This is a genomic window from Claveliimonas bilis (assembly GCF_030296775.1).
Classification (GTDB): Bacteria; Bacillota; Clostridia; order Lachnospirales; family Lachnospiraceae; genus Claveliimonas; species Claveliimonas bilis.
This window is the reverse complement of the sequence record NZ_AP027742.1, coordinates 1,866,714-1,892,425: the sequence shown is the minus strand read 5'-3', so window position 1 is coordinate 1,892,425 and position 25,712 is coordinate 1,866,714. Positions and strand designations below refer to the sequence as shown.

The window sequence follows — 25,712 nt, the reverse complement described above, 5'->3', positions numbered from 1 at the left end:
GTGAAAAATAAGAAACTTTGGCTTTTCATTAGCCTTGTGATTCTGATCCTGATACTCAATCACATATTTAAATGGTCCTCTTATCTTGGAGACACCGATAATCTGACATTTTTGAAAGCAATGATACAGGATAATCTGGCGGGAGCCATTGCAATCTATATGCTGGTAACGATTGTAGGAAGTGTTGTTCTGGCACTGCCGGGCGTTACTTTTGCCATTTTGGCAGGGCTTTTGTTCGGTCCTGTATTGGGAACAATATTATGTACGATATCTGCCACAGCAGGTGCCGTCCTGGCATTTCTTGCAGGAAGATTTTTTTTAAGGGACAGTATAAGGCCTGCAGCCATGAAAAACCAATATCTGAAAAAATGGCTGTTTGATGAATCGGGGAAAAATCAGCTTTTCGTTCTTATGATCACAAGGCTTGTGCCGGTGTTTCCCTATAATCTGCAGAATTTTGCCTATGGTGTAACAGATATCGGATTTGTTGCTTATACAGTAGGTTCTTTTGTATTTATGATTCCGGGGACGGCTATGTACACAATCGGAACTGCCGGACTTGCAGATGCAAAAAACAGAATAATGTACATTGGAATTGCTGTAATAATAGCGGTAGTGGTGATCCTGGCAGGAGTGTTTTTGAAGAAACGCTATATAGAAAATGTGGAGGAATAAGATGGAAAGCAGATATCCCGGGGAGGCATGTATTCACTGCCACCTGTGCCAAAAGAACTGTATGTTTCTTTCAAAATATAAAATAGATATCGGTGATACCGAAAAGTTAAAAAAGCTTTCCATGCACTGCTTCTTGTGCGGAAAATGTACCAGGGTCTGCCCTAAAGGAATTGATGGAAGGAAGATCATTCTGGAGATGAGAAGGCAGGCAGCAACAGAAAATGGGGAAAAACCGGCGGAAAAAGGATATGGTATGCTGCTTTGGGAAAAGAGGAATTACCGTTTTCGGAATTATAAAAATGCCGGTGGGAAAAGCGTGCTGTTTCCCGGATGTAACTTCCCGTCCTTTTACCCGGAGACAACAAAATATCTGGCTGAATTGCTGAAAAAAGAGGCAGATATAGGAATTGTTTTTGATTGCTGCGGAAAGCCGGTATCAGAGTTGGGGTTAGAGAAAGAGGAAAAAAGAATTCTGGCAGATATGAATAAACGTCTGGATCAGCTTGGAGCGGAAGAAGTAGTTATGGTCTGCCCCAACTGTTATCATTTTCTGAAAGGGCGTCTTCATGCCAGGGTGACAGATATTTACAGTAAACTGCTGGAGCTGGGGCTGGGCAGAAAAATTTCCGGTGAGATCCAGATTTTTCCGCCATGTCCGGACCGTAAAGGAAAAGAGCTTCTTGAAAAAATGTCTGTATTTTTGGAAGGTGAACCGTGCCTGGAGGAAAAGGTTCAGTGCTGTGGTCTGGGAGGATGTGCGAGTGTGAAAGAACCAAAGCTTGCGGCAGAAATAACGGAGGATCTTGACAGGAGACAGACAGTATATACTTATTGTGCATCCTGCAGCGGGGCTTTCACAAGAAAAGGATATAAAGCAGAACATCTGCTTTTAAAAATACTGGGAAGAGAGGAGACAGCCGATGTGAAGAAATCTCTTTTAAACAGAGTAAAGTCGAGGTACTGGAGGAAGAAAAAAAGATGAAACAGAAAAACTGGGTAAAAAAAGGAATCATACTGGGGATCATTCTTGTATGTGCGGCGGTTTATTTTTTTGTGCCGCCGGTAAAAAGCGGTATGAATAAGGTATTCAGCATGTTTGCCAGTGGAGATTTTGATGTAGTAAGAGAGTTTGTGGCATCCTATGGTGGCTATGCAGCGTTGGTGTCCTTCCTCCTTATGATCTTCCAGTCTGTGGCGGCGCCGCTTCCGGCTTTCCTGCTTACTTTGGCAAATGCCAATCTTTTTGGATGGTGGCAGGGGGCTGTCCTTTCCTGGAGCAGCGCTATGGCAGGGGCAGCTGTGTGTTTCTTTATTGCCCGTATATTGGGGAGGGATGTTGCAGAAAAGCTGACCAGCAAGGCAGGGATCGCACAGATCGATACCTTTTTTGAAAAATACGGAAGGAATACGATTCTGATCTGCCGTCTTCTGCCTTTTGTGTCCTTTGACATTGTCAGCTATGCTGCGGGACTTACTTCTATGTCTTTTAAATCATTTTTTATTGCTACAGGCATCGGACAGCTGCCGGCCACTATTGTGTATTCTTATGTGGGAGGCATGCTGACAGGAGGAGCACAGCTTCTGATGACAGGACTATTGATATTGTTTGCCTTATCAGCCCTTATTGTAATGCTAAGGAAGATATACATGGACAGACAGAAAAAGACAAAAGGAGGAAATGAATAATGGAAACTTATTATAACCCGGAAGATCTTGCGAAATTTGGGACTATCGGCGAGGAAGCGCCACAGCTGGCAGAGAAATTTTTTGATTACTATGGAGCTGTATTTGAAGAAGGAGCTTTGACAGCCAGGGAGAAATCCTTGATCGCTCTTGCGGTTGCTCATGCAGTGCAGTGTCCTTATTGCATTGACTCCTACACAAATGACTGCCTCAATAAAGGAGTCAGTGAGGAGCAGATGACAGAAGCCGTACATGTGGCTGCTGCAATCCGAGGAGGGGCCACTTTGGTACACGGAGTACAGATGAAAAATATTGTAAAGAAACTGGAGCTGTAAGGGTATGAATCAGGCATTGGAAGATTTAAAGAATTTGACAAATATTCCGGATTTTGAAGAGAGGATCACGGAAGAAGAGTACAGGTATACGACTGACAGGCTGGAAGTGACGCAGATTAATGTGGGAAGGCTCTGCAATCTTGCCTGCAAGCACTGCCATGTGGAAGCAGGGCCTGCAAGGATAGAGGTTATGGACCGGAAAGTGATGGAAGCCTGTCTTAAAGTATGCAAAGAGCAGAAGGTAGAAACAATCGATATTACCGGCGGTGCGCCGGAGATGAATCCGAATTTTGAATGGCTGGTAGATGAGGCATGCAAAATATGCAGCCATGTAATTGTACGGACGAACCTTGTTATATTAAAGGAAGAGAAATACAGGCATCTGCCGAAATTTTATGCAGATCACAAGGTGGAGATTGTCTGTTCGCTTCCCTACTACCGCGCAAAAGAAATGAATCGTGTCAGAGGAGAGGGAACATTTGAGACAGCTATTGAAATGATCCGGGAGCTGAATGAGCTGGGATACGGGAAAGAGAACGATCTGGTGCTTAATATGGTCTACAACCCGGCCGGAGCCTTTTTCCCTCCTGTGCAAAGTGCCATGGAGAAAGAGTACAAGTCCAGACTGTGGCAGGATTATGAAATAGTGTTTCACAATCTCTTTACTATAACCAATAACCCGACGGGGCGTTTTGAGGCTTTCCTGAAACGAAGCGGAAATCTGGAAAGTTATATGAAAAAATTGTCTGACGCATTTAACGCGGCTACCCTTCCGGGGCTTATGTGCCGTTTTCAGATTTCAGTAGGTTATGACGGGCAGGTATATGACTGTGATTTCAATCAGGCTGCGGACCTGCCGGTCCTGACGGGGGAGACAATTTTTAATATGGTTGGGAAATCTTTCAAAAAGCGGAAAATCTGTCTGGCAAATCACTGTTACGGATGTACTGCAGGACAGGGATCCAGCTGCGGCGGCGCTACAGAATAAAGGAAAAGACAGACAGGATAAAAAGGAGAAGAAGATGACAAAAGAAGAGATTAAAGATCTTTTTATGCAGGGAATTGACTGTTCCCAGGTGGTGACAACAGAATTCGCAGAAAAAATGCAGCTGACAGAAGAACAGGCAAGAAAAGTGTCTGCCTGTTTTGGAGGCGGCATGATGTGCGGAGAAACATGCGGGGCAGTGACAGGAGCTTTGATGGTCATCGGTATGGTCTATGGGCACAGCAGGGAAGGGGATCAGGAGCAAAAGGACAGGATGACTGCCAAAATAGCAGAATTTAAACGGCTTTTTGCTCAAAAGTATCCTTCCTGCATGTGCAAAGAACTTCTCGGACATGACATATCAAAGCCGGGTGAAATGGAAAAAGTTCTGGAAAAAGGACTTTTGTTTGATTTCTGCCCTCAAGTGGTAGCAGATACAATTGAGATACTGGAGAAGATTCTGTAACAATGAAAAGAGCAGTCATTATTTTTACAAGAGTTCCAGAACCGGGAAAGACGAAAACCAGGATGATGCCTCATCTTTCCCCGGTTCAGTGCGCCCGTCTTCACACCTGCTTTCTCAAAGATATTGTTATGGAGTGCCGAAACGGCGGGGCGGATGTCTTTGTCAGTTATACGCCGGAAGAAGGGTGGAAAACACTGAAAAACATTCTGGGAGAGGTAAAGGGATGGATTCCGCAGACAGGAAAGCATCTTGGAGAGCGGATGTATGGAGCTATGAAAGAGGTGCTGGATCAGAAATATGATTCCTGTCTTCTCATAGGTGCCGATGTACCGGAACTTGAGGTTAAAATTCTTAAAAAAGCGTTTGATGTACTTGAAACAGAAGATGTAGTTTTTGGAAAAACCGTAGATGGAGGGTATTATCTGACAGGAATGAAACAGCCTGTGAAAGAAGCTTTTTCCCTGGATACTTACGGACATGGGAAGGTACTGGAAGAGACAGTGTTAAAAATCGAATCGGCCGGATTTTCCGTTGGATTTACAGACACGTTATCCGATATGGATACACCAAAGGACTTAAGAGGCTATAAAAAGCGGATGCTGGAAGATGTTCGTTTGAAGGAGAGTTTTACAGGCAGATATCTGGCAAAGATCAGTAAGATTTCCATTATCATTCCTATCTACAATGAGAGCCGTACCATTGAAAAAATGCAAAGACAGCTTTTGCCTCTTCTTGGAAAGTGTGAGATTCTATTTGTGGACGGGGGAAGCACAGACGATACACTGGAGAAAATTTCTCCTAGATTCCAGATTATACGGTCAGAAAAAGGCCGGGCCTGGCAGATGAATAAAGGGGCGGAGCAAAGTACCGGAGATATTCTGTTTTTCCTGCACTGCGACAGCGAGCTGCCGGATCATCCATTGGAGAGAATGCGCAAGGTCATGAGAGATTACGGGGCAGGGTGTTTCGGTATTGCTTTCCACTCCAGAAATTTCTTCATGTTTACATGCAGGGTGATCTCTAATCACAGGATCAAAGATCGCAAAGTCATGTTCGGGGATCAGGGTATTTTTCTGGATCGAGATCTCTTTTTTGAAGCAGGGAGATTTCCGGAGATACCTATCATGGAAGACTATCAGTTTTCTCTTACTTTAAAAGAGATGGGAGTAAAGCTTGGGATGGCAGACAGGCGTATCTACACGTCAGATCGCAGGTTTCCGAAAGGGACGATTCCGAAATTGAAACTTATGTGGAGAATGAATCGATTAAGGAAAATGTACAGAGACCAGGAAGATATAGAAAAGATTGCTCAAATGTACCGGGATGTAAGGTAGCGCTGTATACAGGGAGAAAGATTATGGAAAGTCAGAAAGGAAACAGTACAGAAAAAGACATCGAAAAGACAAAAGGTCTAAGCAGCTATATCCAAACAGCAGGCTACAGAAGAGGGCTTCATCTTCCTGATAATGTGCAGGAAGAGTACAGTCTGCTGGGACAGGGAGAATACAACAGAAACTATTTGTTTACACACCCTGTGACGGGACAAAAGCTGGTTCTGCGGATTAATTTTGGAAGTCAGATGCACCTTGCCCATCAGATTGAATATGAGTACAATGCGCTGAAGCTTCTGGAAGAATCAGGACGTACGCCGCGTCCTTTCTATGTAGATGGAAGTCTGAAAGATTTTACAAATGGGGTTATGGTTATGGAATATCTGCCGGGACATGCACTGGATTATCACACAGAACTTTTTCGGGCAGCGGGATGTCTTGCAGATATACACAGCGTTTCTCTTCCGAAATGCACCCATCTGATAGTGCCTGAAAATCCAGTCCGAGCGATATTGGAAGAGTGCGAACAGATGGTATGCACTTATATGGAAAGCAATCTGGCAGATGCGGATAAAAAGCAGAAGATACGTCTGCTGCTTGATCTTGCCTGGAAACAGGCGGACGCACTTGCCGCGGCTTCCTATCAGTGCTGCATCAACACAGAACTCAATTCCACCAATTTTCTCATGAATGGAACAGAAGGCCCGGATTATCTGATCGACTGGGAAAAACCGATCTGCGGGGAACCGGCCCAGGATCTGGGACATTTTCTTGCGCCTACCACTACCTTCTGGAAGACGGATGTTATCCTTGATGAGAAGGAGATGAGGGCATTTGTAGAGAAGTATATAGAGGAAGTGAATGGGAGATTTCCGGTAAATGATCTGTGGGAGAGGACAAACACCTATATGACAGTTACCTGTCTTAGGGGAATTACCTGGTGTGCCATGGCCTGGGTGGAATACCAGCAGCCGGGGAGGGAACTTGTCAATGAATCGACCTGGCGGAAGCTGGAGGCTTATTTGACAGATGAATTTCTGGGGAAAATGAAGAGGTTTATTGAAAAATGAAAAAACGGAACATCATAAAAGGAATACTGTCGCTGATAATTGCCGCGGTCATTACCGCGCTGACAGCCATTATACCAATTGTGGCTTCAGTGGGAAAAGCAGTTTACGCCAATAATGTTGCAGTAATATTTATTGGAATGGAATTAGGACCTGTAGCAGGTATCGTTTATACAATACTGTCGAGTTTTATATTAAACAATATCGGAATGGGAAGCGGGGTACTTCTTTATGTTCTGCTGTTTCAGATTGTGGAGGCCGGACTGCTGGGTCTTCTATGGCATAAAAAGCGTATGCATATGGGGAGATACTTATTGACAGTAATTGGAGGAACCTTCCTTTTAAAACCGCTTTCATATATGCTGTTCTATATATTCAACAGCAGCATATTGGGAGATATAACATTTCTGGAATATATGAAAAGTAATTATCTTCTCTATCTTCAAAATGGGTGGACAGATACACTGATCATATATGCAACCGGAATTATCATAGCCTATATACTTCAGTATATTTTGGATATGATATTTGAAAAAATGGAAAAAAGGAGAAAAACAAATGAAAAAGAAGGTATTAATTGCAGTGCTCACCGCGCTGACAGCTATTAGTGTGGCGGCATGCGGAAAGCAGGAAACGGAAAAAGAAAGTGAAGAAACAATCACGCCAGCAACAGGTGAAATAGCAACAGTTACAATTGATGATCTGGATCCGGAAAAGGTGCAGATTATTGATGTGAGAGAAGAAGCACAGTATATCGGCTGGACAACAGAAGAAGGATCTGGCGGACATATTGAAAATGCTGTGGATTTTCCGGAAAGCTGGCTGGATATGGATTTAGAGAAGGAAGCAGCTATCGGAACGACCATGCAGCTGGAATTGGAACGACGCGGACTGGATGTGACAAAAGAAACGGTTCTCTATGATAATGATACTGTTTCACAGGAGACAGCAGAAAAGTATCAGGCTATCGGTTTTGAAAATTTATCTGTTCTGGACGGCGGATACAATGCATATGTGGAAAGCGGAAAAGCAACGGAAAGTCTGGAACATTATGAGATGTATGTGTATCCGCAGTGGGTGCAGGATCTTGCAGACGGTAAAAATCCTGAGACTTTCGATGGAGGTGATTTCCAGATCATAGAAGTGTCTTTGGCCAGCGAAGAGGATGAATATGCAAATGGTCATATACCGGGAGCTATCAACGTAAACGCAGATGAGATCAATCATGTGCCGGGTCCCCGTGCTCTTGCAGATTATGAAGTAATTCCGATGGAAGAACAGTTAAAATACTGGAACCGTCCTTCTGACGAAGAGATACAGAAGAAACTGGAAGATCTGGGAATCCAAAAAGACACTACAGTAGTGCTTTATGGTACAACAGCAGCGACTACAGCATCAGCCAGAATGGGACTGATCCTGAAATATGCAGGTGTTGAGGATATCAGACTTCTGAATGGTGGAAAGACACTGTGGACATTGGAAGGAAGAGAACTGGATACAGAGAAACACGAACCGGAACACGTGGAATTTGGTGCAGAAGTACCTGTAAATCCTGAAGTTATTTATGACTACGATGAAGAGCTGGAAGTTGTAAACAATGAAAACGCTGTTGTTGCGTCTATCAGAAGCTGGCCGGAATACACAGGAGAAGTAAGCGGTTATACTTATATAGGAGAAGCAGGAGATATTGCCAATGCACGCTTTGGTTATGCAGGATCCGATCCTTACAGCATGGAAGATTTCAGAAATGTTGACAATACAATGTTCAACTATGAAATGATCGCAGATCGCTGGGAATTATGGGGAATCACACCAGATAAAGAGGTGTCCTTCCACTGCGGAACCGGCTGGAGAGCAAGTGAAACCTATTTTTATGCGTATGCATTAGGCTGGGAGGACATTCATGTATATGACGGAGGCTGGTATGAATGGCATAAAATTGCCGACAGTCCGAGAAAAGCTGACGGACTTCCGGATGATGCACCGGAACAGGAACCACAGGAATATTTTATTGTTTCAGAATAAATGGCATTGCCCCTTGTACACCAACGCTATACTTATTGAAAAAGCCTATATTAATATGTCATAAATCTATAAACAATTCTGACAATTCGCTTGAATGGAAAAGAATAACCTTTTATAATTCTTATAAACCGAAAGATAAGGAGGAAAGGTTTTATGAAAAAAAGAATTGTGGCAATTTTAATGGCGGCTGCTATGGCATCCGCAATGATTACAGCATGTGGATCAGAAGAAACACAGACAACTTCAGAGGAATCTACAGATTCCGAATCAGGCAGTGAAAGTACGGAAGGGGATTACCAGTATGTGTCTGCCGCTGATGCTGTGGCTGCAGCAAAAGAGGGAGGGACTCATGTATTGGATGTTCGCGAATGGAACAATTATGTGAGCGGAAGAGTAGTAAATTCTGAATGGTGTCCGATTTTCCCTCTGGAAGATGACTCTCTTGTAGAGACAATGACTGCCTATGCAGAAGAAAACTTTGGAGATGATGAAGATATTTATATTATCTGCAACAGCGGACAGCGTGGAGCACAGAAGGCAACAGGTGTTCTGGAAGATGCAGGTATTGACGCTTCCCGCATTTATACAGTAGAAGGCGGGGCGGAGGCTCTGGCAGAGGAGAGCGGCGCGCTTACTACAAATCGTACGGAGGATAGTATTGAGTGGCAGTATGTATCCGGTGCGGAAGCAGTGGAAGCCGTTGGAAATGAAGACATTCAGATTCTGGATGTAAGAGACGATGATACATATGCGCAAGGGCATCTGGAAGGTTCATTGCAGTGCAATCTGAAGGAGATTGAGGATGCAGATGCACAGACTGCTCTCTATGAAATGGCTACATCGGAGATGGATCCGGAGAAACCGGTATATCTTTTGTGCTACAGCGGAAATAACTGTGCAAAGACGGGTATTTCTGTACTGAAAGATGCAGGATATGATGTATCCAATCTTTATATTATTGAAAACGGAGCAAAAGATGCTGATGTAGCGGCTGCTTTTGTGACAGAGTAGTATTAATTTGGGACGTAACACTTTTAAAGTTTGTTACGTCCCAAATTGCATTAAACGGTGTCCCAAATTGCGATTAAGGGTGGGTTTTTTTGAGTTCCTGATATAATCTTGCGATGGGAAGCCCCACGACGTTATTGTAATCGCCGCGGATTCCTTTTACATGAACCGCGAATTTTCCCTGGATCCCATAAGCGCCGGCTTTATCCATAGGATCGCCGGTAGCAATATAGCTTTTCAGATCTTCTCTTGAAATGGGATAAAAAGTAACTTCTGTACATTCGCCGAAGCTGCAGGTATGATACCTGCCGCCTCGGCGGGATAGAAGGGAAACTCCGGTATATACCTGATGTGTACGGTCTGAAAGCATGGAAAGCATGTCCATGGCTTCCGATTCATCTTCAGGTTTTCCGAGAATTTCGCCCCGGTAAACAACCACTGTGTCAGCGCCGATAACGGTAAAATCTCCGTCAAGAGAGGGAACCAGTTTTTTGTAAACATCATCTGCCTTTTGAAAAGCCAGATCCATGACTGCTGCCGCAGGATCCTCCACAGTGATTTTTTCATCCGTATCTGACGGGTAAACTTCAAAGTCTATTCCTGCCTGTTTCAAAAGTTCTTTTCGGCGGGGTGATGCAGATGCAAGTATGTATTTCATCATATTTTCAACCTCGTTCTTTCCTGTTTTTCGAAAAAATTCTTCCGTCCCTTGTTCTTGCCAACGGAAGAGTTGTCCTCTATAATGTCTATTATAAAATAAAAATGAAAGGGAGGGAATACCCTGTGTATATCAGTGAAATTACGACAACAGTGCCTGACAATGTAAAAGAAAGAGCGCCGCTGGAACAGGAAGTGTATAAGGTTTTTACAAAACTGGGAATTAAATTTGAGCGGGTTGACAATGATGCGGCTTCCTCCATGGAGGAATGTGCCGAAATAGGAGAAGTGCTTCAGGCGCCGGTCCGCAAGGACGTTTTTTTGTGTAATCAGAAGAAGACGTCATTCTTTCTGCTTTTAATGCCGGACGATAAAGCCTTTGACACCGCATCTTTCAGCAAAAAGCTGGGAGTTTCTCATATGTCTTTTGCACCGCCGGAACTCATGGAAAAACATATCGGATGTACGCCGGGATCAGCCAGTGTAGTGGGGCTTTTAAATGATGAAGATGACTATGTGCAGCTGATTATTGATAAGGAAGTGGCGGAAGCGGAGTGGTTTGTCTGCAATACCGGTATCAATACAACCCATCTGAAATTTAAGACTCAGGATCTGCTGAAAAAATTCCTGCCTTATACCCATCACAGACCAAGGATCGTTGATCTGTAGAAAACAGGCAATCAGTTTTTAAAAAGAAAAGAGGCAGAGCCGGTACAAAAGCAGCGTATATTCCCAATATTCATATTTGCCTCTTTGTACCAGCTCTGCCTTTTATAATGTTACCTTTACTTCCATACCGTTTACTTCCACCTGATCATCTACAGGGATCACAAGGCATTTCCGCCCGTCGATCATCTGAATATTTACCAGATCTGTGCGTTCAGGATTCACGTTAATGACAATGTCCGGCGTCCTGATGTTAAATTTCTTTGTATTTGTCAGATTGGAGGCAAGAAGAGAAGTTTTGGCCCCCACAGTCTCGTCAAAGTCTTTTTCGAAATCTTCCAGCTTTTCATCCGGCACACCACTCAAAGAAAAAAGGCGTTTCATTTCCTGTTTCCCCAGTTCAAGAGGTTCCTCCGCCTCTTTATTTTCTTCGATTAAAGTATTGAGATTTTCATGGATGTTCCGTATGACAGTATATTCACAGTCATCCCCCAGCGTTTCTTCAATGACAGTCTGAAAAGATTCCTTCTGGCAACCGGCACTCATCACTTCTGTGCAGCCAAGTACCTGTTCAAGGAAGGTATCCTGAAGTTCTTCCGGTTTTTTAGAGTAGTACAGGACGCTATGTATGTCATCGGCCCGGTCATGGAAGGCAGGAAACAGAAAACCGTTCGCCGGTACATTGACGATCCAGTCCCGGATACGATCCTCAATGCTGTTGTGCTCTGCATTGTAACACAGTCCGGCTTTGGAAAGATTTACCGGGCAGATGCTGCAGAGAATATAATCGTAGACGGAATCTGAAGCATCAAACATTTCCGTTCCGTCGGAAGCTTTTCCAGGCACATCGTAGGCGGCATGAATCAGCAGGATAAGATAGTGCTCGGCAAAGTCATAGTTTTCGATCACTTTGTCATAGAATTCCGAAAGAAGCATATCGTCCGTCAGACGGCTGTCCCGGAGCTGCAGCAAAAATTCCTGAGTTCCGCCGCTTTTTTCCTGTTCCAGCGGAAATTCCATGTTGATGAGATTTTTTCCGACAGTGCCGGAGAGAGTCTTTTTAAAAAGATCAAAGTATTTAAAAGCTTCCTCTTCCGGCAGAGAGAGGAATGCTTCTTTAAATTCCAGTTTCTTTTCCTTGTCCCCGTTCACATAGCAGCCGCAGAGTCTTGTGATCGCACAGTTCTGAGGTGAGAATTGTTTACGGATTTCAAGGACTTCCTTTTTATTCATATACAAAACCCCTTTTCATTTACCTGTTTTTCCCCTATGTACGGGGAAAATGACAGGAATAATCTTAGCATATTGAAGGTGAATTTACAATATATTGTTAACAGACGACTAGGCTAAGGAGAGGTAAGAATGAAAAGAGTCCTGGCAGCGCTGGTATGTGCTTTTTTGCTCATACAGCAGGCAGGAGAAGTCCAGGCGGCAGGTATCCTGCAGTTTGAAGAAGAAACGGATGCGATACAGAATACAGAGAATACAGAAGCAAAAAAAGATAAGGTAAGCGCTCCGTCGGCGCTCCTCATGGAAGCATCCACCGGGAAAGTGATTTATGAAAAAAATGCAGATGAGCAAAGGCATCCTGCAAGTGTAACAAAGATTATGACCCTTCTTCTCATTTTTGATGCATTAGAAGAGGGGAAGATCTCTCTGGAGGACAAAGTAACGGTCTCAGAGTATGCGGCCTCTATGGGAGGCTCCCAGGTGTTTCTGGAACCGGGAGAAGAGCAGACTGTCGATACGATGATCAAATGTATTGCCGTAGCCAGCGCAAATGACGCTTCCGTGGCCATGGCGGAATTTGTCTGGGGAAGCGAGGAAGAATTTGTAAAACATATGAATGAGAGAGCGAAGGGCCTGGGCATGGAAAATACCAGCTTCGTAAATTGCAATGGTCTGGACACAGAAGGGCATCTGACAACAGCAAGAGATATTGCTCTGATGTCAAGAGAATTGATTCTTACATACCCGCAGATCCGGGATTACGTCACGATATGGATGGAAAATATTACTCATACAACGGCAAAGGGTGCCAGTGAGTTCGGTCTTGCAAATACGAACAAACTAATCCGGCAGTACGCCTATGCTACCGGGCTGAAAACAGGCTCCACAGGGGAAGCCGGATTTTGCATGTCAGCGACAGCTGAAAAAAATCAGATGCAGATGATAGCGGTGGTCATGGGAGCCAAAGATTCCAAGTCAAGATTTCAGGATGCAGTTACACTTTTGGATCACGGATTTGCATCCTGTGTCAAGTATACGGATGACGGTCTGGAGGGAATGAAACCGGTAAAAGTAGAAGGAGGGATGAAGGATCAGGTGCCGGTGAAGCAGAAAGAATCGTTCTCTTATATTGATACAGAAGGGGCAGATCTGACAGCGATTGAAAAGGATTACCAGACAGTTGAAAAGTTAAAGGCTCCTGTAAAGACAGGAGAGAAGGCGGGAAGCGTTGTCTATACGCTGGAAGGGAAGACGATTGGAAGCATTGATGTTATTACAGTGGAAAATGTCAGAGAAGCGACTTATACAAGTATACTTGAAAAGGTTTTGAAGTCATTTTTTATCGGATAAACTTTACAATTGCCGGGGAATAATTATATAATCAGTATACATATATCATTCAGGACACAGCGCCAGCAAAAGGAGAAAAAGGTTTTGGGCGTTTTTCTCCTTTTTGATTGCGCACTGATATTAGGGAAAACGGCAAAGGAGAGATTAAAATGAAACTTGCATCATTGATCGATCATACAATACTGAAACCAGAAGCAGGCAAAGAGCAGGTGGAAACAATATGCCGGGAGGCCAGGGAGTATGGTTTTGCATCTGTATGTGTAAATTCATCCTATGTACCACTGTGTGCAGAACTTTTAAGGGATACTGAAGTTAAGGTATGTACAGTGATCGGATTCCCGCTGGGGGCAATGTCAACGGCGGCAAAAGCAGCGGAAGCCCGCCAGGCTATTCTTGACGGAGCGGAAGAACTGGATATGGTCATTCATATCGGGATGCTGAAAGATGGGAACAATGAATATGTAGAGCAGGATATTCATTCTGTCGTGGAAGAAGCCAGAGGGAAAGCAGCTGTGAAGGTAATCATTGAAACATGTCTGCTCTCAGAAGAAGAAAAGATAAGAGCCTGCCTGCTGGCGAAAAAGGCAGGAGCAGATTATGTGAAAACGTCCACCGGATTCTCTACAGGCGGTGCTACAGCAGAGGATATTGCCCTTATGAAGAAAACGGTTGGAAAGGACATGAAAGTAAAGGCTTCCGGAGGAATCCGCACCAGGGAAAAGGCGGAGGAAATGAGAAAGGCGGGAGCTGACCGGATTGGTACAAGCTCTGGAATTCGGATTGTGGAGGAAATGTGATGAAAAACTTTCTGGCAGGAGCAACGGTGGCATGCATCCTGGCAAGTGCGGAGATACTTCGGGAGCTTCACACTTTTGAGGTGCGCCATTACAGTATTCCTCTTCCAAAAATGAAAAAAGAAGAGAAAAGAAAAGTTTTGTTTTTAACAGATCTTCACGGGAAAGAGTACGGAAAAGAGAATAGAAGACTGATAAAGAAAATTCGGGAAGAGAAGCCGGACTATATACTCATCGGCGGAGATATGCTGACAAGGACAAAAAAAGAAACAGAGCAGAAAGCTTTACGGCTTTTTTCTCATCTTGCCGGTATTTGCCCGGTCTATGCGGCAAACGGAAACCACGAACAGAAAATGAAAGAGAACCTGGAAGATTATGGAACTCGTTATGAAAAATACAAAGAAGCGGTAAAAAGTACAGGGGTGCATCTGCTGGAAAACGATTCCGTCAGCCTGCATTTGGGGGGACAGCCGGTAAAAGTCACCGGTCTGGAGATCCCTCTGTCCTGTTACAGCCGGGTGAAGAGGGAGGAGCTGCGGGTTTCACAGATTTCAGAGAGAGTCGGAGTATCTGAAAAAGAAGAATACCAGATTCTGCTTGCCCATAATCCGGCCTTTATCTCACAGTATTGGGAGTGGGGGGCAGATCTTGTGCTGTCCGGACATCTTCATGGAGGAATCGTCCGAATCCCGGGAATCGGCGGCGTTATTACGCCGCAGTTTAAGCTGTTCCCAAGATATTCCGGAGATATGTATCAAAAAGACGGACATATTTCCGTTGTCAGCAAAGGGCTTGGGACCCACACGGTCAATGTCCGTCTCTTTAATCCGGCAGAACTGACTGCCGTTACTTTTTATGGAAGCAAGTCCCAGGATTAAGGGGTGTGTACGCGAAAAACGCCTACGCCAAGAGCGCCCGGGCCTGTATGACAGCCGATGCTCATAGTGAGAGGGTAGTGGACAATTTCCATGTCCGGGAAATATTCCTGGAAACGCTGCTTCCAGGAGGCGAATTCCTTCTCCGGCATGAGAGTTTCGGCCATACCGACTTTTAAAAGTCCTTTCTCTTTCAGAGGAAGAAAACGGGTATCCATATCGTGCTGTACTGCTTTGCACATGGTGCGGAAAGCGGACTTCATCCCCCGTACTTTAGCAAAAGCATCCAGCTTGTCGCCTTGAATAGTAAGAACGGGCTTCAGATTTAATACAGTTCCGATCGCGGCAGCGGCAGGGGTGACTCTGCCGCCTCTTTTCAGATATTCCAATGTATCTACTGCAATGTAGATACTGGCATCCAGGGATTCCCTCTCAAGTGTTTCCTGAATCTGCCTGCCGGATAATCCTTCAGCGGCAAGATCACAGGCGTCCAGAACAGACTGCATCTGCGTGACGGAAATCCGATGATTATCCACCACATGTACCCGCCCTGCAAAAGGTTCGTCAGAAGCCAGCATAGCTGCATTTGCGCAGGAATTGGAAAGTCCGCTGGACATGGGGATATACACGATTTCATCATAGGATTTCAGGAGGGCTGTCCACATACTGATCACATCCCCCGGAGAGGGAAGGGATGTGCTGACTTTGGAACCGCCGGAAAGTTTCTGGTAAAACGTATCCGTTGTGATACTGGTTCCTTCAAAAAAGATCTCTCCGTCAATTAGTACGGGCATAGGAATAATATGAATATTCGGGCGGGGTTCACTGCCTGGCATAATTCCACAGTTACTGTCCGTCATGATTGCTATTTCTGACATAAAAATCTCCTTTTGACTGTAATCTTAACAGGTGTTAAAATTATAGCAAAACGTATATGGAATCTCAATTGACAAAACCTGCTATTTGTAAGTTATTTATACAAAATAAGGAAAGTGTAAAATGGAAGACAAGCGAATCACAAAAACAAAAAAGAATTTAAAATATACATTAGTTGATATGCTGGCAGAGCAGCCTTTTGAGAAGATCACCATTACTGAGCTCTGCAGCCGCACAGAAATCAGCAGGATTACTTTTTACTCTCACTATAGTGATAAATATGCCCTTGTGGATGAGATGTTTCAGGATATGATAGTTCTCGGGACAAAGGAATATGAAAAAAAGCAAAATGAAACGAATCCTGACCGTAATGAAATAAAGAGTTACTGCAATATTCTGGATAGTATCCTGGATATATATTATGGAAATTTTGACTTTTTCCGTCACACAGCTCCGGATAAAAACCCTTATTTGGCTTTCGCGCTTTATAGTATTATTCTGGAAACAGTGGAAGGACATACAAGGCGGATGGAATCGCGTACGCCCTTGAAATATTCCGCGAAAAAGATTGCGGGATTTCTTTGCTATGGAATGATCGGATTTATTAACGAAAGTCACGAAGAAAAGGTTCCTGTAGAACAGATACGGGAGGAGGCAAGGGAACTGCTGGTAGGAGTCCTGGGTTCGAAAGCCCTGATTCGTCTGTAGAAAACAGAGGGGATTTTCGCCAGGAGAAAAAGATATTGTATAAAGACAAAAAGTCCGATATAATAGGATGGTTAGAAAAAGGGCGGAGGATTTATGGGTATACCGGTTAAGCTTCAGGTGTTTGAAGGTCCGCTTGACCTTCTCCTTCATCTGATTGATAAAAATAAAATAGATATCTATGATATACCGATCGTGGAGATCACCAATCAGTATATGGAATACATTCGGGCTATGGAAAAGGAAGATTTGAATGTTATGAGTGAATTTCTCCTCATGGCAGCTACTCTCCTGGACATCAAATGCCGGATGCTGCTTCCGAAAGAGATAAATGAAGAGGGGCAGGAGGAAGATCCCCGGCAGGAACTGGTAGAGCAGCTTTTGCAGTATAAGATGTATAAATATATGGCTTACGAACTTCGCGACAGGCAGGTGGAGGGAGAAAGAGCAATCTATCGGGAACCGGATATACCGGAGGAGGTTCAGGAATATGTGGAGCCGGTAAACCTGGAAGAACTTCTCGGAGACCTGACCCTGGCAAAGCTGAACCGCATCTTCAGGGATGTTATGCGGCGGCAGGATGAAAAGATCGATCCGATCCGGAGCGGATTTGGAAAAATAGAAAAAGAAGAAGTATCGCTTCCGGAAAAACTGGATTATGTGGAGGAATACGCAGTAAACCACTCTGTATTCAGTTTCCGGCAGCTTTTGAAAAAGCAGGGATCGAAAGTGCAGCTTGTGGTGACATTTCTTGCTGTATTGGAACTGATGAAGACCGGAAAAATCAAAATAGAACAGAAACAGCCTTTTGATGATATCTGTATTACATCAATGGTGTATCGGCAATAAGCCGAATATAGAAAGGGAAGTATAAAAGTGGAGATCAGCAGACTGGAAGGTATAATAGAAGCCATTCTTTTTACAATGGGAGATTCAGTGGAGCTGTCCAGGATTGCGGCGGCCATTGAACACGATGAGGATACGACACGAAAGATCATACATAATATGATGGATAAATATGAGGCGTCTGATCGGGGAATGCGGATCATAGAGCTGGAAAATTCCTTTCAGATGTGTACAAAAACGGATATGTATGAATATTTGATCAAAGTGGCCAGACAGCCCAGAAAATATGTATTGACGGATGTACAGCTGGAGACTTTATCTATTATTGCATATAAGCAGCCGGTGACAAAACTGGAGATCGAAAAGATAAGAGGAGTAAAGTCGGATCATGCAGTAAACCGTCTGGTTGAGTATAATCTTGTATGTGAAGTAGGCAGACTGGACGCTCCCGGACGTCCGCTTCTCTTTGGGACAACGGAGGAGTTCCTTAGAAGATTCAGCATCCATTCGCTGGATGAACTTCCAAGCCTCAATTCAGAACAGGTAGAAACTTTTAAACATGAAGCAGAGGAAGAGGTACAGATGAAACTGGATATCTGATATAGAATTTCATAGCAGATTCGGAATATCAGCAGCTGCAGGCGCATAGACTGGAAAAGAATAAAAAGAATCTGGTGTGACTTAAGATGGTGAGATCAAAATATAAAATGATATTGGCAACAGCAGTTCTTTTACTGGAAGTTTTCTTTGCCCCGGCTCAGGCAAAAGCCAGCAAGACTCCCGAAGAACTGTCACAGCTTTACGCCCGGTCAGCGGTTTTGATGGACGCTGACAGCGGGCGTGTTTTATTTGGAAAAGAAGAAAAGACTGTTCGCCCCATGGCAAGTACAACAAAAATTATGACCTGTATTCTTGTCTTGGAATCCGATATGGAGGAGATTTGCACAGCTTCTGATCATGCAGCGTCACAGCCGCAGGTCCGACTTGGAGTAAAAGAAGGGGAACAGTACTTTACAGAGGATCTTCTCTACTCCCTGATGCTGGAATCTCATAACGACAGCGCTGTGGTCCTGGCGGAAAATCAGGCCGGAACCGTGGAAGCTTTTGCAGATCAAATGAATAAAAAGGCAAAAGAAATCGGATGCAAAAATACACATTTTGTCACCCCAAACGGACTGGACGGGAAAGACGAAGAAGACATTCATGGGACAACAGCCGCTGATCTTGCGCGCATCATGCGTTATTGTATTAAGATTTCGCCGGAAAGAGAACGGTTTCTCGAAATAACCAGAACAAAAAGTTATCAGTTTACAGATGTTTCAGGAAACCGCAGCTTCTCCTGTTTAAATCATAATGCCTTTCTTGATATGATGGAGGGGGCCCTTACCGGAAAGACAGGATTTACCGCGGCTGCAGGCTACTGTTATGTAGGGGCATTAAAGAGGGACAATAGAACCTTCATTGTTGCCCTGCTTGCATGCGGATGGCCCAACAATAAAAACTATAAGTGGTCTGATACAAAAAAACTGATGCAGTACGGAATTGATAATTATCAGTATGAAAAAATAGAGAGGGCAGATACGCTGCCGGACCTTCCGGTCAGAAACGGAGTGCCGGACAGAGGAGTTGGGAGAGATTCCAGGGTCAGCTTATCCGTAAAGGGAAATAGTCGTCTGTTTTTGATGGCTGAAGACGAAAAAGTGGAGACAGTTGTGACTCTTCCGGACTATATAGAAGCCCCGGTTGAAAAGGGAGAGACAGTTGGAAAGATACGCTATATTGTGGATGATTTTGTGGTATCCGGTGATGAAATATATGCGGCAGAGCCGATTTTGAAACGGGATTTTTTCTGGTGTTTTACAAAGATAACAGAATTGTTTTTCGTGATATAAAAATGAAAATATATTAAAATAAATCAATTAAAATGATTAAATTTGTCACTTCTATTTTTTGAATATGTATGTTAGGATAAACAAGTATTAAAAAAAGACAAGAAAGTTGATTAATATTTAACTTTTGGAAGATAGTAAGGGAGATGGCAAGATGAAAAATTGTGAAAAATATGAACGGCAGTATTTTATGCCGCCGGAAGTAACATATGACTGGGTAAAGAAGGAATACATTGATCAGCCGCCCATCTGGTGCAGCGTGGATCTTAGAGACGGAAACCAGGCGCTGATCGAACCTATGAGCTTAGAAGAAAAACTGGAATTTTTTGAGTTGCTTGTAAAAGTTGGTTTTAAGGAAATTGAAGTGGGATTTCCGGCTGCTTCTGAGACAGAATACCGCTTTATGAGAGCATTGATCGAGCGGAAGATGATTCCTGATGACGTGACAGTCCAGGTACTGACACAGGCAAGAGAACATATCATCAAAAAGACATTTGAAGCCGTTAAAGGAGCTCCTCACGCTGTGATCCATCTTTACAACTCCACATCTGTTGCGCAGAGGGAACAGGTATTTAAAAAAGATAAGGAACAGGTGAAAAAAATTGCCGTTGACGGGGCGAAGCTGTTAAAAAAACTGGCAGATGAAACAGAAGGTAATTTTACGTTCGAGTACAGTCCGGAGAGTTTTTCCGGAACAGAGGTTGACTATGCTGTAGAGGTATGTAACGCAGTACTGGATGTCTGGAATCCCCAGGCGGACAATAAAGCCATTATTAACATTCCGACTACAGTGGAAAATGCCATGCCTCATGTGTTCGCATCTCAATTAGAATATGTACATAAGCATCTCGCTTACCGGGAAAATGTTGTTCTGTCTCTTCATCCTCACAATGACAGAGGATGCGGAGTTGCAACTGCGGAGCTTGGCATTTTGGCAGGGGCAGACCGGATTGAAGGAACACTGTTCGGGAATGGAGAGAGAACCGGAAATGTAGATGTCATTACATTGGGAATGAACATGTTTTCTCACGGTGTTGATCCCAAGCTTGATTTTTCCAACATGGAAGAAATCAAAGAGACTTATGAACGGCTGACAAGAATGACGGTCGATGTGCGGCAGCCTTATGCAGGAGAACTTGTATTTACTGCATTTTCAGGATCACATCAGGATGCGATCGCAAAAGGAATGGCATGGAGAGATGAGAAGAAATGCAATACATGGACAGTACCTTATCTTCCGATCGATCCGCAGGATGTGGGAAGAAAATATGACTCTGATGTGATCCGTATCAACAGCCAGTCCGGAAAGGGCGGCGTAAACTATATCCTGAAACAAAGCTATGGCATTAACCTTCCGGAAAAAATGAGGGAGGAAGTAGGATATCTGGTAAAAGGGGTATCTGACAAAGCTCATAAAGAGCTGACTCCGGAATGGATTTATCAGATCTTTACCGATAATTATGTGAATGCTAAAACAGTATTTTCTATTGATGAATGTCATTTCCACCAGGCAGACGGTATTATCGCTGACGCCACCATCCATCATGGAAAGGATGAAAGAGTGGTAACTGCATCGGGGAACGGACGGCTGGATGCAGTGAGCAATGCCATTAAACAGTATTTCAATATCAGCTATGAGCTGACGTTTTATGAGGAACATTCCCTGACAAGAGGATCTTCTTCTAAAGCAGTGGCTTACGTGGGGATCATTGCTCATGGAAAGACATGCTGGGGAGTGGGAATCGATGCTGATATCATCCGCGCTTCCATAGAAGCTCTGATCGTGGCTGTCAACAAAATTGAAGAGATCGGAAATGCTGATCCGTGTAAAGATGCAAGAATGATTGAGATCATGAATTATCTGCAGGCAAATTATATAGACGTTACTTTGGATGATCTGGCAGAAAAGTTTTACCTTTCCAAGCCATATCTTTCCAAATATATTAAAGAAAAATCCGGAATGACTTTTGGAGAACTTGTGAAAAAGATTCGGATGAAAAAAGCCAGAGCAATGCTGAAAAGCAGCAGTATGACAGTAGAAAATATTGCTTTGTCCGTGGGTTATCAAAACGTGGAGCATTTTAACAGACTGTTTAAAAAAGCATACGATATGACTCCGGTACAATTCAGAAATCAGAAGTAGATCAAAAGGAAAGAAGATGCTGAAAAGAGAAGGATTTTTGGCGTCTTCTTTTTTGCTAATTTTTTAACGATTTTTTCAAAAACAGTTGAATAATGCAGAAAAAGAATATATAATATAATCGGCAGAAAATTTGGTTTAACTTTTTGCAATTGTCTGGCGTTAGCGGCTCTGACGCAACTATATGCAATAGAAAACCTGATTTAAATATGTAAGAAAATGGAGGGCTAGGTTATGAGCAACATGGCAACAGAAAATGCAGCAAGTCAGAGAATTGCCTCCCTACTTGATGCAGGCAGCTTTGTTGAGATCGGCGGCGGCGTGACTGCCAGAGCGACTGATTTCAACATGCAGAAAACAGAAACGCCGGGAGATGGCGTCATTACCGGTTACGGAGTGATCGATGGCAATCTGGTATATGTATACAGCCAGGATGCGTCTGTGTTGGGCGGATCGATCGGAGAAATGCATGCGAAAAAGATTGCAGCGCTTTATGACATGGCAATGAAAATGGGAGCGCCGGTGATCGGACTGGTTGACTGTGCCGGAATCCGGCTTCAGGAGGCGACAGATGCGTTGGACGGATTTGGAAAGCTTTATCTGAAACAGTCTATGGCGTCGGGTGTGATCCCGCAGATTACTGCGATTTTCGGAAACTGCGGCGGTGGACTGGCTGTTATTCCGGCATTGACAGATTTCACATTTATGGAAACAGAGCATGCAAAATTATTTGTCAATTCCCCTAATGCGATCCCGGGAAATACTGTCCAGAAATGCAACACGGCTTCTGCCAAGTTTCAGAGCAGTGAGGCCGGTCTTGTTGACGAAACAGGAACAGAAGAGGAAATTCTGGCGAAGATCCGGGCTCTGATCTGTATGCTGCCGTGCAACAATGAAGAAGATGTATCTTATGAGGAATGCACCGATGACCTGAACCGTCTGTGTGAGGGTATCGAAAATGCTGCAGAAGATACGGCTGTCGCTCTGTCCTCTATTTCTGACAATGGTGTTTTCTTTGAAGTGAAAAAGGATTACGCAAAAGACATGGTTACAGGATTTATCCGCCTGAATGGAATGACAGTAGGTGCAGTGGCAAACCGTTCTAAGGTCTACAATGAGGATGCGGAAGTGACTGCTGAATTTGACGGATCGCTGACAGCAGCGGGAGCAGGAAAAGCGGCGGATTTTGTAAGATTCTGCGATGCATTTAATATTCCTGTGCTTACTCTTACAAATGTAACGGGATTTGATGCGTCAACATGCGGAGAAAAAGCGCTGGCTGCACAGACAGCAAAACTTATCTATGCTTTTACTGATGCGACGGTGCCGAAAGTGAACGTGATCATTGGAAAGGCTTATGGAAGCGCATATGTGGCGATGAACAGCAAATCCATTGGAGCAGATATGGTTTACGCATGGCCGAATGCGGAAATCGGCATGATGGATGCAGATCTGGCTGCAAAGATTATGTATGCAGATTCTGATATGCAGACTCAAAGAGAGAAAGCGGCAGAATACCGTGCTCTTCAGTCAAGTCCGGCTTCAGCGGCGGGACACGGCTATGTGGATGCAGTGATCAGTCCGGCAGATACAAGAAAATATATTATTGGAGCATTTGAGATGCTTTTTACAAAAAGAGAGGATCGTCCGGCAAAGAAACATGGAACAGTTTAGTGAGGTGAAACAAATTGAAGAAGAAAATTAGCTTATTAATGTGTATGCTTGCTGCTGTATTTACCCTGGCCGGATGTAGCAATAATGAAACAGGTGTAGAATATGATCAGGCGGCGATGGAGGAAGCTACCGAGTTTCTGATCGCCTACTGTTCCAGTGTAGATGACGCCACGATTGAGCAGTGGAAGAGTCTGACAGACGAGCAGCTGAACTATCAGCTTATGCAGTCAGGATATCCTTTTACAGCGGAAAGTTTTCTTAGCTCAATGGATGCATGGCAGGCAGGAGTTGAGGAGTGCGGAGCTTACATCGGGCACGGCGACCTGACTTATGAGGCAGGCAATTCAGAACTTTCAATTACAACGACAGCAGAGTTTGAAGACCGGCAGGCGGATCTTGAGATCATTTACGAGACAGACCTTCGGGGAAATCTTCAGCTGGACAGTCTGACGGTGAGCGGAAAATATTCCATGGGAGAAATCCTTCAGAAAGCAGGACTGAATACTCTTCTTGGAATGGGAACTGTATTCGTTGTACTGATTATTATTTCTGTTATTATTTCTCTGTTGAAATATATTCCGAAACTTCAGGCGGCTTTCACAAAGAAAGCAGAGCCGCAGCAGGTGGCACCGGCATCAGTCTCTGAAACGCCGGCGGCTGAAGTGGCGGAGGAAGTTGTTGTAGAAGAAACACAGGAAGATGACACAGAACTTGTAGCAGTCATCGCAGCAGCGATCGCGGCATCAGAAGGTACAAGTACCGACGGCTTTGTTGTTCGGAGCATTCGTCGCCGCAGGTCAAATAAATGGAATTAAGGATAACCGGATCAGGAGGATATAAAAATGAAAAATTATACAATTACTGTGAATGGAAACGTATATGATGTAACTGTAGAAGAAAACGCAGGCGGAGCAGCACCGGCACCAGCCGCAGCGCCGGCTCCGAAAGCACCGGCGGGTCCGAAGGCGGCGCCGGCACCGAAACCGGCTGCAAAACCAGCAGGAGCGGGAGCAATCCAGGTAAAAGCAGGCGCGGCAGGAAAAGTATTTAAAATCGAGGCAAATGTCGGACAGAATGTAAAAAGAGGTGACGCTGTTGTCATTATTGAAGCCATGAAAATGGAAATTCCGGTTGTGGCACCAGAAGACGGAACAGTTGCAAGCATTGATGTGGCTGTCGGTGATGCGATTGAGGCTGGAGCAGTGCTGGCTACCTTAAACTAGGCAGTATATGTGAGCACTGCAGAGGTACTTTTGAAACACGACTGGAGGTTAAAAAATGGATTATATTATAACAACATTGGGAAACCTCGTGCAGCAGACAGCTTTCCTCAATCTGACATGGGGAAATCTTATCATGATTGCTGTTGCATGTTTTTTCCTGTTTCTTGCAATCAGACATGGATTTGAACCTCTGCTGTTAGTGCCGATCGCTTTTGGTATGCTGCTTGTTAATATCTATCCCGATATTATGCTGCATGCAGATGAGGCTGCTAACGGTACAGGTGGACTTCTCTATTATTTCTATGTGTTGGATGAATGGTCTATCCTTCCGTCACTGATTTTCCTGGGTGTCGGAGCGATGACAGACTTTGGACCATTGATCGCAAATCCGAAGAGTTTTCTTCTCGGGGCAGCGGCGCAGTTTGGTATTTTTGCAGCATATCTGGGAGCGATGGCTATGGGCTTTTCAGACAAAGCTGCAGCGGCTATTGCAATTATCGGAGGGGCAGACGGACCGACTTCTATCTTCCTTGCAGGTAAATTGCAGCAAACAGCTATTTTGGGACCGATTGCCGTAGCGGCTTACTCCTATATGGCGCTTGTTCCTATTATTCAACCGCCTGTTATGAAGCTTTTGACAACGGAAAAAGAGCGGAAGATTAAGATGGAGCAGCTTCGTCCTGTTTCCAAGCTGGAGAGAATCCTGTTCCCGATCATCGTAACGATCGTTGTTTGTATGATTCTTCCTACAACGGCACCACTGGTTGGTATGCTTATGCTTGGCAACCTGTTCCGCGAATCCGGTGTGGTAAGACAGCTTACGGAGACTGCATCCAATGCACTGATGTATATCGTAGTTATTCTGCTTGGCACATCAGTAGGAGCGACTACAAGTGCAGAGGCATTTTTGAATCTGGATACCCTTAAGATCGTAGCCCTTGGACTGATCGCCTTTATTTTCGGTACAGCAGCCGGTGTCCTTCTTGGAAAGCTGATGTGCGTACTGACAAAGGGCAAGGTTAATCCGCTGATCGGTTCTGCGGGAGTATCGGCAGTTCCTATGGCGGCCAGAGTTTCACAGAAGGTCGGATCAGAGGCTGACCCCACAAACTTCCTTCTGATGCACGCTATGGGACCAAACGTTGCAGGTGTAATCGGTACGGCAGTTGTTGCCGGAACATTCATGGCTATTTTCGGTGTAATGTAATAAGA

The 25,712-nt window shown here is 44.3% G+C and carries 27 protein-coding genes; 24 read left to right on the top strand and 3 right to left on the bottom strand.

The window, feature by feature from the left end; all coding sequences use genetic code 11:
• The 11 genes from R2J37_RS09405 to R2J37_RS09355 all read left to right on the top strand — a co-directional run bounded on the left by R2J37_RS09405 (window position 1) and on the right by R2J37_RS09355 (window position 9,578).
• Window positions 1–675 (top strand): TVP38/TMEM64 family protein, encoded by a 675-nt coding sequence (locus R2J37_RS09405; RefSeq protein WP_230106016.1) that lies wholly within the window; start codon window positions 1–3, stop codon window positions 673–675.
• Between the two features lies 1 nt (window position 676).
• Window positions 677–1,657, top strand: coding sequence for a (Fe-S)-binding protein (locus R2J37_RS09400; RefSeq protein ID WP_316264696.1), 981 nt, complete (start codon window positions 677–679; stop codon window positions 1,655–1,657).
• A complete protein-coding gene (locus R2J37_RS09395; protein WP_316264694.1) occupies window positions 1,654–2,361 on the top strand; it encodes a TVP38/TMEM64 family protein in 708 nt (235 codons plus the stop codon). Before R2J37_RS09400 ends, R2J37_RS09395 begins: the two co-directional genes overlap by 4 nt.
• Window positions 2,361–2,693, top strand: coding sequence for an arsenosugar biosynthesis-associated peroxidase-like protein (locus R2J37_RS09390; protein ID WP_230106019.1), 333 nt, complete (start codon window positions 2,361–2,363; stop codon window positions 2,691–2,693). Before R2J37_RS09395 ends, R2J37_RS09390 begins: the two co-directional genes overlap by 1 nt.
• 4 nt (window positions 2,694–2,697) lie before the next feature.
• Window positions 2,698–3,681: an arsenosugar biosynthesis radical SAM (seleno)protein ArsS gene (arsS, locus tag R2J37_RS09385; protein ID WP_316264692.1), complete on the top strand. Its 984-nt coding sequence runs from the start codon at window positions 2,698–2,700 to the stop codon at window positions 3,679–3,681.
• 34 nt (window positions 3,682–3,715) lie between these two features.
• Window positions 3,716–4,144: a C-GCAxxG-C-C family protein gene (locus R2J37_RS09380; protein ID WP_316264691.1), complete on the top strand. Its 429-nt coding sequence runs from the start codon at window positions 3,716–3,718 to the stop codon at window positions 4,142–4,144.
• A 2-nt stretch (window positions 4,145–4,146) separates the two neighbouring features.
• Window positions 4,147–5,478: a TIGR04283 family arsenosugar biosynthesis glycosyltransferase gene (locus R2J37_RS09375; RefSeq protein ID WP_316264690.1), complete on the top strand. Its 1,332-nt coding sequence runs from the start codon at window positions 4,147–4,149 to the stop codon at window positions 5,476–5,478.
• A gap of 59 nt (window positions 5,479–5,537) precedes the next feature.
• A complete protein-coding gene (locus tag R2J37_RS09370; protein ID WP_316267021.1) occupies window positions 5,538–6,545 on the top strand; it encodes a phosphotransferase family protein in 1,008 nt (335 codons plus the stop codon).
• Window positions 6,542–7,150, top strand: a complete 609-nt coding sequence (locus tag R2J37_RS09365; protein WP_316264688.1) for a hypothetical protein — start codon at window positions 6,542–6,544, stop codon at window positions 7,148–7,150. The genes R2J37_RS09370 and R2J37_RS09365 overlap by 4 nt, the downstream gene beginning before the upstream one ends.
• Window positions 7,101–8,567, top strand: a complete 1,467-nt coding sequence (locus tag R2J37_RS09360; protein WP_316264686.1) for a sulfurtransferase — start codon at window positions 7,101–7,103, stop codon at window positions 8,565–8,567. The genes R2J37_RS09365 and R2J37_RS09360 overlap by 50 nt, the downstream gene beginning before the upstream one ends.
• Before the next feature lie 153 nt (window positions 8,568–8,720).
• A complete protein-coding gene (locus R2J37_RS09355) occupies window positions 8,721–9,578 on the top strand; it encodes a rhodanese-like domain-containing protein (RefSeq protein WP_230106025.1) in 858 nt (285 codons plus the stop codon).
• 73 nt (window positions 9,579–9,651) lie between these two features.
• Here the strand turns inward: R2J37_RS09355 and R2J37_RS09350 are convergent, their stop codons facing one another.
• A complete protein-coding gene (locus R2J37_RS09350) occupies window positions 9,652–10,233 on the bottom strand; it encodes a Maf family protein (protein ID WP_230107613.1) in 582 nt (193 codons plus the stop codon).
• A 125-nt stretch (window positions 10,234–10,358) separates the two neighbouring features.
• Between R2J37_RS09350 and R2J37_RS09345 the strand changes: the two genes are divergently transcribed.
• Window positions 10,359–10,901 carry a prolyl-tRNA synthetase associated domain-containing protein gene (locus tag R2J37_RS09345; protein WP_230106026.1) on the top strand — a complete coding sequence of 181 codons (543 nt, stop codon included), beginning with the start codon at window positions 10,359–10,361 and terminating at the stop codon, window positions 10,899–10,901.
• Window positions 10,902–11,003: 102 nt separating this feature from the next.
• On the opposite strand, the gene R2J37_RS09340 is transcribed toward R2J37_RS09345, so the two are convergent.
• Entirely contained in the window at window positions 11,004–12,131 is a 1,128-nt protein-coding gene (locus R2J37_RS09340; RefSeq protein ID WP_316264684.1) for a DUF4317 domain-containing protein, read from the bottom strand.
• A 129-nt stretch (window positions 12,132–12,260) separates the two neighbouring features.
• Between R2J37_RS09340 and R2J37_RS09335 the strand changes: the two genes are divergently transcribed.
• The 3 genes from R2J37_RS09335 (at window position 12,261) to R2J37_RS09325 (ending at window position 15,150) form a co-directional block, all read left to right on the top strand.
• Window positions 12,261–13,478, top strand: a complete 1,218-nt coding sequence (locus R2J37_RS09335; protein WP_230106028.1) for a D-alanyl-D-alanine carboxypeptidase family protein — start codon at window positions 12,261–12,263, stop codon at window positions 13,476–13,478.
• A gap of 149 nt (window positions 13,479–13,627) precedes the next feature.
• The gene (gene deoC, locus R2J37_RS09330) at window positions 13,628–14,275 is read left to right on the top strand and encodes a deoxyribose-phosphate aldolase (RefSeq protein ID WP_316264682.1); all 648 of its coding nucleotides are present in this window, start codon (window positions 13,628–13,630) and stop codon (window positions 14,273–14,275) included.
• The gene (locus R2J37_RS09325; protein WP_316264680.1) at window positions 14,275–15,150 is read left to right on the top strand and encodes a metallophosphoesterase; all 876 of its coding nucleotides are present in this window, start codon (window positions 14,275–14,277) and stop codon (window positions 15,148–15,150) included. Before deoC ends, R2J37_RS09325 begins: the two co-directional genes overlap by 1 nt.
• On the opposite strand, the gene R2J37_RS09320 is transcribed toward R2J37_RS09325, so the two are convergent.
• Complete coding sequence (locus R2J37_RS09320) at window positions 15,147–16,025, bottom strand: DegV family protein (protein ID WP_230106031.1); 879 nt, start codon at window positions 16,023–16,025, stop codon at window positions 15,147–15,149. The genes R2J37_RS09325 and R2J37_RS09320 overlap by 4 nt on opposite strands.
• A 121-nt stretch (window positions 16,026–16,146) precedes the next feature.
• Here R2J37_RS09320 and R2J37_RS09315 point away from each other — a divergent pair, with 121 nt between their 5' ends.
• The 9 genes from R2J37_RS09315 to R2J37_RS09275 all read left to right on the top strand — a co-directional run bounded on the left by R2J37_RS09315 (window position 16,147) and on the right by R2J37_RS09275 (window position 25,707).
• On the top strand, window positions 16,147–16,731 hold the full coding sequence (locus tag R2J37_RS09315; RefSeq protein ID WP_230106032.1) for a TetR/AcrR family transcriptional regulator: 585 nt from the start codon (window positions 16,147–16,149) through the stop codon (window positions 16,729–16,731).
• A gap of 93 nt (window positions 16,732–16,824) precedes the next feature.
• Entirely contained in the window at window positions 16,825–17,577 is a 753-nt protein-coding gene (locus R2J37_RS09310) for a segregation and condensation protein A (protein WP_256193600.1), read from the top strand.
• A 75-nt stretch (window positions 17,578–17,652) separates the two neighbouring features.
• Window positions 17,653–18,174 carry an SMC-Scp complex subunit ScpB gene (scpB, locus tag R2J37_RS09305; RefSeq protein ID WP_416386688.1) on the top strand — a complete coding sequence of 174 codons (522 nt, stop codon included), beginning with the start codon at window positions 17,653–17,655 and terminating at the stop codon, window positions 18,172–18,174.
• A gap of 86 nt (window positions 18,175–18,260) precedes the next feature.
• Window positions 18,261–19,466, top strand: coding sequence for a D-alanyl-D-alanine carboxypeptidase family protein (locus R2J37_RS09300; protein ID WP_316264677.1), 1,206 nt, complete (start codon window positions 18,261–18,263; stop codon window positions 19,464–19,466).
• Between the two features lie 151 nt (window positions 19,467–19,617).
• Window positions 19,618–21,606, top strand: coding sequence for a 2-isopropylmalate synthase (locus tag R2J37_RS09295; protein WP_256193601.1), 1,989 nt, complete (start codon window positions 19,618–19,620; stop codon window positions 21,604–21,606).
• Between the two features lie 231 nt (window positions 21,607–21,837).
• A complete protein-coding gene (locus tag R2J37_RS09290; RefSeq protein WP_256193602.1) occupies window positions 21,838–23,277 on the top strand; it encodes an acyl-CoA carboxylase subunit beta in 1,440 nt (479 codons plus the stop codon).
• 14 nt (window positions 23,278–23,291) lie between these two features.
• A complete protein-coding gene (locus R2J37_RS09285) occupies window positions 23,292–24,092 on the top strand; it encodes an OadG family transporter subunit (protein WP_230106038.1) in 801 nt (266 codons plus the stop codon).
• Window positions 24,093–24,119: 27 nt separating this feature from the next.
• Window positions 24,120–24,500 (top strand): biotin/lipoyl-containing protein, encoded by a 381-nt coding sequence (locus tag R2J37_RS09280; protein WP_230106039.1) that lies wholly within the window; start codon window positions 24,120–24,122, stop codon window positions 24,498–24,500.
• A gap of 55 nt (window positions 24,501–24,555) precedes the next feature.
• Entirely contained in the window at window positions 24,556–25,707 is a 1,152-nt protein-coding gene (locus R2J37_RS09275; RefSeq protein ID WP_256193604.1) for a sodium ion-translocating decarboxylase subunit beta, read from the top strand.
• Window positions 25,708–25,712 lie beyond the last annotated feature (5 nt).